Source organism: Tannerella sp., from assembly GCF_052170195.1.
In the GTDB taxonomy this organism is placed as follows: domain Bacteria; phylum Bacteroidota; class Bacteroidia; order Bacteroidales; family Tannerellaceae; genus Tannerella.
Genome location: NZ_JBQNAZ010000055.1, coordinates 1 through 14152, shown reverse-complemented (window position 1 = coordinate 14152; position 14152 = coordinate 1). Strand labels below are relative to the sequence as shown.

The following is a 14152-nucleotide window of genomic DNA, read 5'->3' as shown; positions in this document are numbered from 1 at the left end:
CACCCATCCACTTGGCACTTCGAACGGCACATTCTCATAATGGGGCGTATCAGAAAGTATTAAGATTCTTGAAGATGTTTCTGATAAGCTATCATTAGCTGTATCGCCTGTATCTGTAACTTGAGGAGAGCCTCGGAGTAGATTTCGAGTTTGCGAAGCATCCGTTGAGCGGTGGAGGTTCTTCTCTCCCTCCGCAGGACTCGAGCTTGCATGGCAAACAGGTGCTTACCTGCCTCGAAGAATGGATGGCGCAGCAAAAATACCAGTCGATCGATGAATTTAAGGGACGATTGAGTTTCTCGAAAGCCCCGAACGCATCGATGTATGAACGTACACAGTTTATGAAATACTTTGGTCCCGTATAAAACCGGACCGGAAAAGGGGAGTGGTATTAGACTACCGGATGAACCGATAGGGTAGACATGCCGTTCCCTTACTTCTTATAATAAAGGGCAAGGGGTTTTATTCCAGATCGATAACGGTAATCCCGGCGCCTCCGAACTGCACGTGCTCGTCCTGAAAACGTTGGATGCCGGATACGGTCGAGAGGTATTGGCGGATGAGTTGGCGAAGAATGCCGTTGCCTGTTCCGTGCAGGATGCGGACGCGTGAGACACCGATCTGAATAGCATCGTCGACAAAATACGTAACGGCCTGCAAGGCTTCGTCGCCGCGCATGCCCCGTACATCGATTTCCTGCTTGAAATACAGCTTTTTCTCGTGCATCGCGTCGGCCGTTTGCGCACTGACGAACGTGTGGCTGCGTACTTCTTTTTTCAGTTGGTTGCGGCTGACTTGTTCGAGCTGATCGGTTTTTACCGTGCTCTTAATCATTCCGAAGGCTACGACGGCCTGCTTCCCTTGCAACTCGATGACGGTGCCTGTGGTTGTCTGCCCTTTCAGGCGGACGGCATCGCCTACCGCCAGTTTCTTCTCTTCCGCTACCGGCATCGCTTTCGGTTCGGGGACGACTTTCGATTGTTTGCGACGTGCCTGCCGTTCGCGCAATTTCTCCATCTTCAGGGCAATGCGTGCATCGTCTTCCTGTGTTTGATGCACCGTTTCCTTAAATTCGCTCAGTGCCTGACGGGCGATGCGTGTGCGTTCTTTCTCGGCCTGCGCTTCTTTGATTTCGCGGATCGTCTGTTCGATCTTCGCGTTGGCTTCGCGGATAATTTGCTGCGCCTCGTTTTTAGCCGTCTGTACGATTTCCTTGCGCTGGCGATTCACGGCATCGAGGTCTTTCTCGTAATGTGCCGTCAATTCTTCAAGGCGTTTCTCCTGCTGGCGGATATGCTGGCGTTTATTCTCCCAGTATCGTTTGTCGCGCACGATGTCCTGCAGATACTTATCCATATCGATGTAGTCGCTGCCCACCTTTTCCGACGCTTCGGCAATCACCTCTTCGGGCAATCCGATTTTACGGGCGATCTCGACGGCAAACGAACTACCGGGATGGCCGATCGAGAGCTTGAATAGCGGCTGCATCAGGTGACGATCGTACAGCATCGCGCCGTTGAGCACGCCCTCGTGGTCTTCGGCATACTGCTTGAGGTTTTGATAATGCGTTGTGATGATACCGAACATTTCCTTGCGGTTGAAACGTTCGAGCAAGGCTTCGGCCAGCGCACCGCCCATGAGCGGTTCCGTGCCGCTGCCGAACTCGTCGATAAGCAGCAGCGTGCGGTTGTTGCCGTACCGAACGAAGTACTTCATGTTCGTCAGGTGCGAACTGTAGGTGCTCAGGTCGTTCTCGATGCTTTGCTCGTCGCCGATATCGATAAACAGGCGCTCGAAGATTCCGGCTTTCGACTGTTCGTGAAGCGGGATCGGGATGCCGCATTGAAGCATGTATTGCAGCAGTCCGACTGTTTTCAGACAGACCGATTTACCGCCGGCGTTAGGGCCGGAAATGATCAGCAGGCGTCCTGTGTGGTTCAGCGTAATATCGAGCGGGACGACCGGTTTGCCCTGTCGCCGGTGCGAGAGCAAGAGCAGCGGATGCACGGCCTCGCGCCAGTCGAGTAGCGGCCGGTCGGTCAGTGCCGGCTTGATGGCCTGAATTTGTCCGGCAAAAATCGCTTTCGCGCGGATAAAATCCATTGTAGCCAGAAATGTGTACGATTGCAACATGTCCGGTATCTGCGGACGGATGAGATCCGTAAATTCCGTCAGAATCCGTACAATTTCGCGTCGTTCTTCGCTTTCTAACTCGCGGATGCGGTTGTTCGCTTCCACGATGGCTTCCGGCTCGATGAAAACCGTCTTGCCCGTTGCCGACTCGTCGTGCACGATGCCCCGGATTTTTCGCTTGAAAGCCGGTGCTACAGGGATCACTAATCGTCCGTCGCGCATGGTGGGCGCCACGTCCTTGTCGACCAGCCCTTCCGACTGTGCCGAGCGCAGAATCGATTGCAGGTTACGCGAGATGCTGCCCGTTGTAGCGATCTTCTCCCGGCGTATGCGGGCAAGCTCTGCTGATGCGCTGTCTTTCATCTGTCCGTACCGGTCGAGCATGCCGTCGATCTGCCGGACAAGGGCGGGGAAAACCGGGACGCCGGCCGCCAATGCCGCTAATGCCGGATAATTGATTTCGTCGTTGTCATCTGCCGGTTTAAAAAAGGCGGCGATGTCGCCAATCGTTTGCAGGGAGCGTTTCAGGTCGAACAGTTCCGCCTCTTCGATAAACGTTCCTTCGGGTCGGATACGGTTCAACGCCCGGCGCACGTCGATGAAGTAGTTTGCGGGGAACGGGCGTTCCCCCTGTAAGATACGGACAAATTCATCGGTTTGCTCAAGTCGTTCCGATACGGTGGCCATGTCGGCCGAAAACCGGATTTCTTCCGCCAACTCTTTGCCCAACGGGCTGAGGCACTGCGCACCGATCAGCCCGCGAATCTTATCGAAACCGAGCTTATGCTCAAAATTCTCCGGATAGGTCACGAATCCCTCTGCTGTTCGAATCAGTTCAGCTCGATGGTTTTCTCCGAATGAAACTCCGGACGGATCGTATATTCGAGCTTTTCTGTGCCACGACGCAGCTGGAATGTGCATACATTCGTGCTTGAGGGGTTCACGTACGGCGCAAAATAATACAGGTAAGAGAAGGCTGTCATGTTCTTGTCGTTTGCGAACGCTTTGACGATCTGCGTATATTTGAATTTATCCCAGAACATGCAGTTCGGAAAGCCGTTGGCATTCGTAAAGCGCGTACCGCTGTCGCGATATTTCAGCGTGTTGGTGATAAATTGGCGATAAGCTGCCGTAAACTCGTCTGCCGTATGGTCCATCCGTTTTCCTTCGATCCGGTCGATGAGGTCACCTTTTTGGATGCCGGCTTTCGAGGCCGGAGAACCGTAATCTACATCCACTACCCGATTCAACTGATAGATACTGTAACGGATACCGGTATAGTTGTAATTCTTCTTTGTCAGGATAAACTGTGCGTTACGCTGATATTTCACATACGGAAACTGCATACTCATCAACGGGATATGAATCGCAGCATATTCTTCGATCGCGTAGGGGCTGCTCATCAGCTCGTTCGCCTCGCACTCCCACAGCACACGCCCCGGGATATGACGCTGGTCGATGAAACGAATACCGAGTTGCAACACATATTCGGCTTCCGATTCGGGAGTATTTGCATTGTAAAAAGGAAACTGTGTCACTTTGTCACGTGTAATGTCATAACGGAAAACAGGAGCTTGTTCTTCCGTTTCTTTGCTTTTCTTTTTGAAGTTCGGGTTTTTGTCGAACGTATAATATGTATGAATCAGGAAGTCCGGATCGAGTGCGTTTTGTTGCAGTCCTTTCTTCGTCAGTTCCGATTTCAGCGTTTCATTGATGATTGATTCGATTTTCGAAACGGTATGATCTTCTACATCCGTAAAATTAAATGTCTTAAATTGAGAAAAGTCGATCGCGTCATCCGTCGTTTTTGTCGTGAAGGGGCAGACAAACAGACGATCGTGCGTATTTTCGACGCTGTACATCGAGAAAGCCGTTGCCAATTGATCTTCTCCTAAGGCGGTGGTTGAATAACATTCTTTTTCGAGGGTTACGGGGCGTGCCTGATTCGCAAAGTTACGGATCACGAACCTGATTTCGCGAGTATCCATATCCGTAATCAACGAATCCACATCATCGAGCGTAATCTCATCAATCCGCATCCCATTGATGCCTTCAATGATATCGTTCTGTTTCAGACCGGCCTTTTCGGCAGGAGAGTTGGGATATACTTTCATGATGACCGGCCTGTCTTTTCCCCAATTCTTGTTACTGCTAAACTCGTAACTGAATCCTAAACGACAGCTTATATCGTCTTGTGCCGCAGAGGTGAGGACATGACAAGCTAAAAGAGCCAAACAATAAAACTTCTTCATAAGCATAATGTATTGAATATGTATCGACAGTGTTTACCACTGTTTATTTTAACTGCGCAAAGGTAAAGATATTTTTTTTCAAACGAAGGGCTTGGCAATATATTTGATAATATTTAAGGATAAAAGCCATGCAGGCAACATGATGGCGTATGGTGTCATCGGTGATCCGGTATGGTGATAAAGAGTGTAAATTAATAGATATAAACTAAATATAGCAGAGATGAATAAGCAAACACATGCAGGGAAAATGCAAAGTGAGAATGGTTCGAAGGTGACAAAAGAGCAGGAAGTAGCTGCAAATACGTCAGGAAAAGATGACGCAACTGACAATGTGACGGGAGCAGAGAGTTCTGCGCCTGCCGGAGAAGCATCCGAAGAAAACGAGTCGGCCGATTTTGAAACGAAATATAACGAGCTGAATGATTCGCATCTGCGTCTGAGAGCCGAATTCGATAATTACCGCAAACGTACCTTACGCGAAAAAGCCGACCTGATTAAGATGGGAGGCGAAACGGCATTGACCGGCCTGCTTCCTGTCATAGACGACTTCGAGCGGGCGCTCGACACGATGAAAAATGCCGAAGATGTCAGTGCCGCCGTTGCCGAAGGAGTGGAACTCATTTATAACAAGTTCATGACCTATCTGGCGCAGCAGGGGGTGAAACCCATCGAAGCCGTCGGACAGCCGTTCGATACGGAACTGTTCGAAGCCGTTGCTACGATCCCGGCTCCCGAAGAAGCGCAGAAAGGAAAGATCGTGGATTGCGTACAGCGGGGATATACATTATATGATAAAGTCATCCGCCACGCCAAAGTCGTGGTTGGAGAATAATAAGGGCAGAATAAAGACTAAAGAAAGTGGCTAAACGAGACTATTACGAGGTACTGGGCGTAAGTAAAAATGCTACGGCCGACGAGATTAAGAAAGCATACCGGCAGAAAGCGATTCAGTTTCATCCCGATCGCAATCCCGGCGACAAGGACGCTGAAGAGAAATTTAAGGAAGCGGCCGAAGCATACGACGTATTGAGCAATGAAGAGAAGCGTCAGCGTTACGACCGGTTCGGACATGCCGACGTAGGCAGTTCGGCGGCAAGCGGCGGATTCGGTGGCGGCGGGATGTCGATGGAAGATATCTTCTCGCAGTTCGGAGACCTGTTCGGCGGACATTTCGGCGGGTTCGGCGGATTTAGTTCGTCGTCTCGTTCGCGTGCCGTACAGCGCGGCACCGACCTGCGTGTAAGGGTTAAACTGACCCTGAAAGAGATTGCGACCGGGGTAGAAAAGAAAATCAAAGTCAAGAAGTATGTGCCGTGCTCGTACTGTCATGGCAATGGCGCGGCCGACAGTCAGGCGATCTCGACCTGCTCAACGTGCCACGGCAGTGGCTTCGTCACACGAGTGGCAAGCACGTTCCTCGGTCAGATGCAAACCCAGTCGACCTGTCCGACCTGCGGAGGCACGGGCGAAACGATTACGCGTAAATGTGCACACTGTAACGGCGAAGGAGTTACACGCGCCGAAGAAGTCATTACGCTGAATATCCCGGCGGGAGTAGGTGAAGGCATGCAACTGTCGATGAGCGGTAAGGGAAACGCCGCACGACGGGGCGGAATAAACGGCGATTTGCTGGTGGTCATCGAAGAAGAACGCCATCCGGAGCTGATTCGCGATGAGAACGATTTGGTGTATAACCTTCTGCTGACCGTTCCACAGGCTGCTTTGGGCGACTCGGTCGAAGTGCCGACGGTAGACGGGCGGGTGAAAGTAAAAATCGAACCGGGCACACAACCGGGCAAGGTGCTTCGCCTGCGAAACAAAGGCTTGCCATCCGTCAACAGCTATGGAACAGGCGACTTGTTGATCAACATAAGCGTCTATATTCCCGAAAAACTTACGGAAACGGAGAAAAGCAAAATCAAAGAATTGGCCGACGCGGAGAATTTCCAACCTTCACCGTCGATCAAAGACCGGATATTTAACAAATTCCGCGATCTGCTCGATTGATTGATCGAAGGAGGCAGAGGGAAATAGAAAAAGGACATAAAAAAATGCGGGAGGCTCAGAAAAGTCTCCCGCATTTTTTATGCGATTCAATTCTTTTTTGAATCGGCAGACTATCCGCCGAAATTATCGAATCGGAGGTTCTCAGGCGGCACGCCGAGGCTGTCGAGCAATCCTTCGACGGCTTTCGACATCGGGCCGGGACCGCACATATAATATTCGATATCTTCGGGCGCTTCATGATCTTTCAGATACGTTTCGTACATCACGTTATGCACGAATCCGGCGGTATACTTCACCCCGGCCGCATCGGCTGCGGGATCGGGACGGTCGAGCGCCAGATGGAACGAGAAGTTCGGATATTCTTTCTCAATGGCGAGGAAGTCTTCCAGATAAAATACTTCGTTCAACGCACGGGCGCCGTAGAAGTAAGACATCTTCCGGTCTCTCGTATGTAACGTTTTCGTCATATACATAATCTGCGAGCGAAGCGGGGCCATACCGGCGCCACCGCCCACCCAGATCATCTCGTTCTTCGAGTCGAGATTCGGGTGGAAATCGCCGTAAGGACCGCTCATCGTCACTTTGTCGCCCGGCTTGAGCATGAAGATATAGGATGAGGCAATACCCGACGGCACATTCTGGAATCCTACCTGCGGTTTCGGCTTGAACGGCGGTGTAGCAATACGCACCGTCAACATAAAACGATCGCCCTCGGCCGGATAGTTGGCCATCGAGTAGGCGCGGATCGTTGGCTCGTCGTTATGGCATTTGAGCGTGAACAGGCCGAACTGTTCCCATGCCGGCAGATATTCCGCTCCGATCGATTCTTTATCAATATCTACATTGTAATCCATCGAATATTTCGGGATATTGATCTGTGCATACGACCCCGGAATGAAGTCCATGTGTTCGCCCGGAGGGAGCGCCACGATAAATTCCTTGATAAACGTGGCCACGTTTTTATTTGAAACGACGGTACATTCATATTCTTTCACGCCGAACACTTCATCGGGTACCTGAACCGTCATGTCGTTTTTCACTTTTGTCTGACATGCCAGACGCCAATGATCCTTGATTTGCTTACGGGAGAAGAAGACTTTTTCCGTTGGCAGAATATCTCCTCCTCCTTCAGGCACCTGTGCACGGCACTGACCGCATTTGCCGCCACCGCCGCATGCCGACGAAAGGAAGATATTCCCGCTCTGCAACGCGCCGAGCAGTGTACCACCAATCGGCGTTTCGATTTCTTTTTCTCCGTTTACCGTTATCTTTACATTGCCCGACGGCACAAGCTTGGCTTTCGCAGCCAGCAGCAGCACGACCAGCAGCAGCACGATGATCAGAAAGACCACCACACTCGTTCCGACGGTCAGTCCTGAGATTTCCAATAAAACCATTTTTTATACTGTTTATGCGTTAATACTCAAATTTTGAATCCCGAGAAGCACATGAAAGCAATTCCCATCAGACCCGTTAGAATAAACGTGATCCCTAATCCGCGAAGAGGCTTCGGTATGTCCGAATAGGCCAACCTCTCACGGATAGCCGCCATACCGACGATAGCCAGCAACCAGCCTATACCCGACCCGAAGCCGTAGACCGTAGCCACGCCGACGTTGGCGAACGCACGTTGCTGCATGAACAGCGAACCACCCATGATGGCGCAGTTTACTGCAATCAACGGCAAAAAGATTCCCAGCGAAGCATAGAGGGATGGGGCGTATTTCTCGACAATCATTTCGACGAGTTGTACAAACGAGGCAATCACGGCAATGAAGAGAATAAACGCGAGGAAACTCAAGTTTACATCCTGAAAGCCTTCGCCGAGCCAGCTCAACGCACCTTCTTTCAAGACGTAGTTCTCGAGCATATAGTTGATCGGAAGGGTGCAGACAAGCACAAACGTAACCGCCAGTCCCAAACCCAGCGCCGTTTTCACGTTTTTCGACACCGCAAGGTACGAACACATACCGAGATAGTATGCGAAGACCATGTTATCGACAAAAATCGAACGGATAAAGCTACTTAATATATTTTCCATAATTTATTACGTTGTTTCAAGAGTTAATTTTCTTCCTGCAAATCTTTGTTGCGCGAACGATGAATCCAGATGATCAGTGCACAAAGAATAAGCGCCATCGGCGGCATAATCATCAAACCGTTATTTACGTAACCCAGGTCGTAGAAGGCCTGCGGAATGACCTGATATCCCAGCAAAGTGCCCGATCCGAACAATTCGCGGAAGAAAGCAACCACAATGAGGATAATACCATAGCCCACCCCGTTTCCGACTCCGTCGAGGAACGATTCCCACGGCCGGTTACCGAGCGCAAAGGCTTCGAGACGTCCCATCAGGATACAGTTTGTAATAATTAGTCCCACATAAACGGAAAGTTGTTTGCTCACGTCGTAAGCAAAGGCTTTCAGCACCTCGTTGACGATCGTTACCAGAGCCGCCACCACTACGAGTTGGATAATGATACGGATACGGTTCGGGATCGTTTTACGCAGCAACGAAATAATCACATTCGCAAAAGCCACCACGGCGATTACCGAGAGCGCCATTACGATGGCCGGTTGCAGTTTCACGGTCACCGCCAGAGCAGAGCAGATACCAAGCATCTGCACGATTACCGGATTGTTTTTGTTTACCGGATTGAATAAAATCTCTTTATTTTTTGTTGATAATCCCATAGCTTACTGTTTTTGTGTCGTTAAAAATTGGGCATAGCTGCCGATACTTGTCCGAAGCATCGCGTTGACGCCGTTACTCGTGATCGTTCCACCCGAGATCCCGTCTACATAATCCTGTCCTTCGACTTTGTTTCCGCTTTTCACGACGGCAATCGATTTGAACACTCCGTCGCGGAAGAGCTGCTTCCCGGCAAACTGTCCGGAGAACGCCTGTGTCGTGATTTCTGCTCCTAATCCGGGCGTCTCGCTGGCGTGGCTGAAATCGGCGCCGAAGACCGTATTGCAGTCATCGTTGACCGAAAGATAGCCCCACACCGGCCCCCAGAGGCCTGCGCCGTACATGGCCAGAATGTATTTCGTCTGTCCGTCGATCGTTGCCACAAAAATCGGATAGACCCCACGCGCAAAGGCTTTCTCTACCTCTTCGGCAAAGGCGTCACCGTCGGTACGTTGTCCGTCGGCATCGACGAGGAACGCTTCTTTGATCAGTTCGTTATATTTGGCTTCGACCTCGCCGGCCGGGACCGAAACGTTGACGGCACGCAAAATCTGCTGCCGTTTATCATTGGCTTCGTTGGCCTTCTGGGTCGAACGTAATGCTTGCGAAGTAAAGGCCAGCAGAAGTGCGACGAAAACGACCATCACGGCCGCATACAGCACCGTATAAGTGTTGCTGTTCGTATTCAGCCCGGCTTTGCTCTTTTTTTCTTTTTCCATTCTCTTCTCCTCCTTCATTTAGCGATTGGTTTAACACGATTGTTGCGACGTTTGATGTTCGCATCCACCACATAGTAATCGATCAGCGGTGCGAAGATATTCATCATCAAGATCGCGAGCATCATCCCTTCGGGATATCCGGGGTTGAGTACACGGATGCAGATGGCCAGAAAGCCGATCAGAAGTCCGTAAATCCATTTGCCTTTTTCCGTACGTGCCGAGGTCACAGGGTCGGTGGCCATAAATACGGCACCGAAGCAGAAGCCTCCCAATGCGAGATGCTCATACCACGGCATATTCGCCATGGCATTGCCTTCTATCCCGAAAGCATTGAACATAAGTGCGGTCAATGCGCCGCCGACAAAGACGGAAAACATGGTTTTCCAGCTTGCAATTCCCGTCCATATCAGCAGGATGGCGCCCAGCCCGATGGCGATGACGCTTGTTTCGCCGATCGATCCCGGAATCAGTCCGGTGATCATATCCATCGAGAATGCGGGATAGCCTGTGGAGCTTGTGGCTGTCGAGGCGATGCCCAGCGGCGTAGCGCCCGAGAAACCGTCGACAACGGTGCCGGCGCCGAGACCGAACGTATCGGCCGTTCGGATGAACACCTTATCGCCCGACATGGCTGCCGGATAAGCAAAGAAGAGGAATGCACGCGTCACGAGCGCTACATTGAAGATGTTATATCCTGTTCCGCCGAATACTTCCTTGGCGAAGATCACGGCAAATGCCGTGGCCACGGCGATCATCCACAGTGGCGTGTCGATCGGTACAATCATCGGGATCAGCATCCCCGAAACGAGAAATCCTTCCTGAATTTCTTCTTTCTTCCACTGGGCTACGGCAAATTCGATACCCAGCCCCACGACGTACGAAACGATGAGTTTCGGAAGTACGGCCAGAAAACCGAAGAGGAACGTAGACCACAAGTCCTGTACGGCTCCGATGGCCAGGTTATGTTGGTAGCCCACATTATACATTCCGAAGAGCAAGGCCGGTATCAGTGCGATGACCACCACGGTCATGGTACGTTTCGAGTCGATGCTGTCGTGAATGTGTACGCCCGACCGGGAGGTTGCGTTGGGGACAAACAGGAACGTTTCGAATCCGTCGAATACGGATTGAAACATCGACAGTTTGCCTCCTTCCTCAAAAGCCGGTTTAATCTTGTTGAGATAATTCCTTAACGCTTTCACTTTTATTTATTTGTTTATGATTAATATCAATAGTTCGTTTGTTTAGCCCGCGATAGCCGGCGAATCATGACTTGCGCAGTTTGCGATCGGCGGAAGGGTTTACCGCAACCGGATGCCGCGAAAGCATTTTTCAGCTTGTACCGTCGGGGTAGCAACTTTTTTCTCGATCAATTCATTTCTTTATAAAGCATGTCGAGTCCGTTGCGGACGATTTTCTGAATTTCGATTTTCGACGTATCGACAAATTCGCAGAGCGCAAAATCTTCGGGTGCGATTTCGTAGATACCGAGACTTTCCATCTTATCGATATCGTAAGCGATGATGGCCTTGAGCAGGTATTCGGGATAGATATCCATCGGGAAAACCTTGTCGTATTCGTTCGACATGATCATGGCCCGCCTGCCGCCTTTGATTCGTGCATCGAGGCTGTACTCTTTCTTGTTTCCAAGCAGCCACGAGAAATAGCTGTGCGACATGCTGAACTTTCCGAAGCCCGGCATAGCCCATCCTATGAACTCGTTCACGTCGTCGCCTTCGGGGATGGCGGTGATTTGCGTATCGTATGCGCCGAGAAAACCGTCGGTCGTCACCTTCGTACCGGTCAGTACGTTTCCGCTGATCACGCGTACACGTCCGTCTGCGATCCGTCCGTCTGTCAGGCTGCCGATCCGGCATCCGGCAATTACTTTGGTATAACCGCGTTCGTTCATCTCCGAGCCGGTCAGTGCGATGGTGCGTGTAAAGTCCGTTTTCTTTTCTTTGAACAGGCGGCCGATCGTCAGCACGTCTGCCGCACGAAGCGTCCAAACGGTTTCGCCTTTATTGACGGGTTTGAGATGGTTGATCATTACCCCGACGTTGCCTGCCGGATGCGGTCCGAAAAGTTCCACGACTTCAACGCCCTTCATGCTGCGTAGCGGTGAGCCGGGTTTCACACCGAGGTAAACGGTGCCTTGCGTAAGTTTCGTCAGCGCCTGCAGGCCGGTTTGGAGTAAATCTTCCTCGCCTTGGACGATAAAATCGAAATCCGGTGCCAGCGGCGCCGTATCGTAAGCCGTGACGAAGATGTCGCGCGGGGTATCCGAAGGGATAGCCACCCGGTCGTACGGCCGCTGTTTGATGCAGGGCCACAAACCTGTTTCGAGCAGAAGAGCTTTTAATCCCTCAACGTCGTACGATGTCAGGTCTTTGATGTCGAACGTTTCAAATTCGTTCTGTGCATCGGGGTGCACGATAATGCTCAGCACTTTGCGTTTTTCGCCGCGGTTGACTGCCGTCACTTCGCCGCTCACCGGCGATACGAACTTGATCTCCGGATAGACTTTGTCCATCATCAGCGGCGAACCGGCCTTGACCTTATCACCTACGCGGACAAGCACCTTGGGCACGATGCCGACGTAGTTGTCGGGCACAATCGCGTAGCTGTCAGCAGCCCCGGCACGCACGTATTCCAACGGCGCCTTGCCTTTGAGGTTTATGTTCAGGCCTTTTTTGATTTTAACCACATTTGCCATGTTTCTTATATGTATTTTTGATTCTGATTTTTTGCGCAAAAGTACATACTTTTTCGATGTTTTAAAACAGAACCTTGACAAATTACGGAAAAAATTCTCCAATGTGTGCGGAGGCACGTGAAAAATATGTTCGCGACCTTGCGACACCTTCCCCAAGTGCTTCAGCATGCTTTCGCGACTTTGCGACACCTCCGCCGGGTACCTTTTCATCTTTTCGCAACTTTGCGACACTTGCCCCAAGTCCTTCGGCATGCTTTCGCCATGTTGCGACATCTTCGCCGGATACTTTTTTATCTTTTCGCAACTTTGCGACACCTTCATCAAGTGTTTCGGCATGCTTTCGCCATGTTGCGACACCTTCGCCGAGTACCTTTTCATCCTTTCGCAACCTCGCGACTGCTTATCGTCGGATCATTTTTTCTTCTTAACCCCACATTCCGCCATAGATATTTGTCGCAAGAATGCTAACAACCATTAACAATTGATCATTATATACAGGCGTTTTCCGATGTTTACGCGATATGTGGAGAGAGCAATCCCTCGATTTGTTCTACCTTTGTCCGCAAAAATGTAAGAATGTACAAGGTGATTTTTGCAACAGTTGTTTTCCTTTTTCTGCTTCCGCAATGCGTTGATTCGCAGATAAAACGGATTCGCATGCAGCCGTTTCAGGTGATGTTTTATAATGCGGAGAATTTGTTCGACACGGCAGACGATCCGGTCACGAACGATAATGAATACCTGCCGGATGGTGTACGGAAATGGACGCCGAGACGTTATTATGAGCGTTTGCGGCAGACAGCCAAAGTCATCACGGCCGTGGGTAAATGGGATATGCCCGCACTCGTAGGACTTTGCGAGGTGGAAAACGACACCGTGCTGACCCATCTGCTGTATCGTACGCCTCTGAAGGAGCATCGCTATCGTTACTGCATCACCCGGGGGAATGACCCGCGCGGTATCAACAACGCTTTGCTCTATCGGAACGAACGGTTTAAGTTGCTCGGTCAACGTTCGATACGAATCCGTTTTACGCGCAAAGGAAAACGTTCGAGGGATATCCTGCATGCATGGGGACGGGTCGTTACGGGCGATACGCTCGATGTGTTGGTATGCCATTTCCCTTCGCGCTCGGCTGGTAAGAAGAAGACAGAGCCCGACAGAATCGATGCCGCGCTGTGTGTGCGTCGACTGTGCGATTCGCTCTATAGCGTAAGACGCCGCACGCATATCATCGTAATGGGCGACTTCAACGATACGCCGGCCGATGAGAGTATCGCCGTCATGACGCACGCCGCCAAGCCCGAACACCGACTGACGAATCTCTTTGCCGACAAGGAAACGCTGAACTTTGCCGGAAGCCATAAATTTAACGGCGAGTGGTCTCAGCTCGATCAGATGCTCGTCAGCCTGCCATGGAAGGCGCGTCTGAAACAAGGCGGAACGCAAATATTCGCCCCGTCGTTTCTGTTGACCGACGACAAACGACATAACGATAAGCGGCCGCGCCGAACGTATCAGGGGTACACGTACAAAGGCGGATTCAGCGACCATCTGCCCATCGTGGCGGAGTTTTTATTACCTTTCCTCTAAAACGTATTTTGTGAGTTTGCTTAGATTGCTGTTCAATCCC

General features: G+C 51.0%; 12 protein-coding genes. 4 read left to right on the top strand and 8 right to left on the bottom strand.

Going from position 1 to position 14152, the window contains the following annotated elements; translation table 11 throughout:
- Positions 1-164 precede the first annotated feature (164 nt).
- The gene (locus ACTTKA_RS11015; protein WP_442714677.1) at positions 165-365 is read left to right on the top strand and encodes a hypothetical protein; all 201 of its coding nucleotides are present in this window, start codon (positions 165-167) and stop codon (positions 363-365) included.
- Between the two features lie 97 nt (positions 366-462).
- On the opposite strand, the gene ACTTKA_RS11010 is transcribed toward ACTTKA_RS11015, so the two are convergent.
- The gene (locus ACTTKA_RS11010) at positions 463-2943 is read right to left on the bottom strand and encodes an endonuclease MutS2 (RefSeq protein WP_442725068.1); all 2481 of its coding nucleotides are present in this window, start codon (positions 2941-2943) and stop codon (positions 463-465) included.
- Between the two features lie 20 nt (positions 2944-2963).
- Positions 2964-4385, bottom strand: coding sequence for a PDZ domain-containing protein (locus tag ACTTKA_RS11005; RefSeq protein ID WP_442714676.1), 1422 nt, complete (start codon positions 4383-4385; stop codon positions 2964-2966).
- A 220-nt stretch (positions 4386-4605) separates the two neighbouring features.
- Here ACTTKA_RS11005 and ACTTKA_RS11000 point away from each other — a divergent pair, with 220 nt between their 5' ends.
- Positions 4606-5217: a nucleotide exchange factor GrpE gene (locus ACTTKA_RS11000; RefSeq protein ID WP_442714675.1), complete on the top strand. Its 612-nt coding sequence runs from the start codon at positions 4606-4608 to the stop codon at positions 5215-5217.
- A gap of 26 nt (positions 5218-5243) precedes the next feature.
- Complete coding sequence (gene dnaJ, locus ACTTKA_RS10995) at positions 5244-6392, top strand: molecular chaperone DnaJ (protein WP_442725067.1); 1149 nt, start codon at positions 5244-5246, stop codon at positions 6390-6392.
- 110 nt (positions 6393-6502) lie between these two features.
- On the opposite strand, the gene nqrF is transcribed toward dnaJ, so the two are convergent.
- The 6 genes from nqrF to ACTTKA_RS10965 form a co-directional block, all read right to left on the bottom strand.
- Entirely contained in the window at positions 6503-7789 is a 1287-nt protein-coding gene (gene nqrF, locus ACTTKA_RS10990; protein WP_442725066.1) for an NADH:ubiquinone reductase (Na(+)-transporting) subunit F, read from the bottom strand.
- A gap of 26 nt (positions 7790-7815) precedes the next feature.
- Positions 7816-8433 (bottom strand): NADH:ubiquinone reductase (Na(+)-transporting) subunit E, encoded by a 618-nt coding sequence (nqrE, locus tag ACTTKA_RS10985; protein WP_442714672.1) that lies wholly within the window; start codon positions 8431-8433, stop codon positions 7816-7818.
- A 23-nt stretch (positions 8434-8456) separates the two neighbouring features.
- A complete protein-coding gene (locus tag ACTTKA_RS10980) occupies positions 8457-9086 on the bottom strand; it encodes an NADH:ubiquinone reductase (Na(+)-transporting) subunit D (RefSeq protein WP_074450010.1) in 630 nt (209 codons plus the stop codon).
- A gap of 3 nt (positions 9087-9089) precedes the next feature.
- The gene (gene nqrC, locus ACTTKA_RS10975) at positions 9090-9773 is read right to left on the bottom strand and encodes an NADH:ubiquinone reductase (Na(+)-transporting) subunit C (RefSeq protein WP_315263596.1); all 684 of its coding nucleotides are present in this window, start codon (positions 9771-9773) and stop codon (positions 9090-9092) included.
- A gap of 44 nt (positions 9774-9817) precedes the next feature.
- Entirely contained in the window at positions 9818-11005 is a 1188-nt protein-coding gene (locus tag ACTTKA_RS10970; protein WP_075589356.1) for an NADH:ubiquinone reductase (Na(+)-transporting) subunit B, read from the bottom strand.
- A gap of 167 nt (positions 11006-11172) precedes the next feature.
- A complete protein-coding gene (locus tag ACTTKA_RS10965; RefSeq protein ID WP_442725065.1) occupies positions 11173-12519 on the bottom strand; it encodes a Na(+)-translocating NADH-quinone reductase subunit A in 1347 nt (448 codons plus the stop codon).
- Between the two features lie 576 nt (positions 12520-13095).
- Here ACTTKA_RS10965 and ACTTKA_RS10960 point away from each other — a divergent pair.
- Positions 13096-14112, top strand: coding sequence for an endonuclease/exonuclease/phosphatase family protein (locus ACTTKA_RS10960; RefSeq protein WP_442725064.1), 1017 nt, complete (start codon positions 13096-13098; stop codon positions 14110-14112).
- Positions 14113-14152 lie beyond the last annotated feature (40 nt).

Excerpts from the sequence above, each read along its gene's own strand:
- ACTTKA_RS11005 (WP_442714676.1), bottom strand. The coding sequence starts at position 4,385 with ATGAAGAAGTTTTATTGTTTGGCTCTTTTAGCTTGTCATGTCCTCACC.
- ACTTKA_RS10965 (WP_442725065.1), bottom strand. The coding sequence starts at position 12,519 with ATGGCAAATGTGGTTAAAATCAAAAAAGGCCTGAACATAAACCTCAAA.
- ACTTKA_RS11000 (WP_442714675.1), top strand. The coding sequence starts at position 4,606 with ATGAATAAGCAAACACATGCAGGGAAAATGCAAAGTGAGAATGGTTCG.
- nqrF (WP_442725066.1), bottom strand. The coding sequence starts at position 7,789 with ATGGTTTTATTGGAAATCTCAGGACTGACCGTCGGAACGAGTGTGGTG.
- ACTTKA_RS10960 (WP_442725064.1), top strand. The coding sequence starts at position 13,096 with ATGTACAAGGTGATTTTTGCAACAGTTGTTTTCCTTTTTCTGCTTCCG.
- ACTTKA_RS10980 (WP_074450010.1), bottom strand. The coding sequence starts at position 9,086 with ATGGGATTATCAACAAAAAATAAAGAGATTTTATTCAATCCGGTAAAC.
- nqrE (WP_442714672.1), bottom strand. The coding sequence starts at position 8,433 with ATGGAAAATATATTAAGTAGCTTTATCCGTTCGATTTTTGTCGATAAC.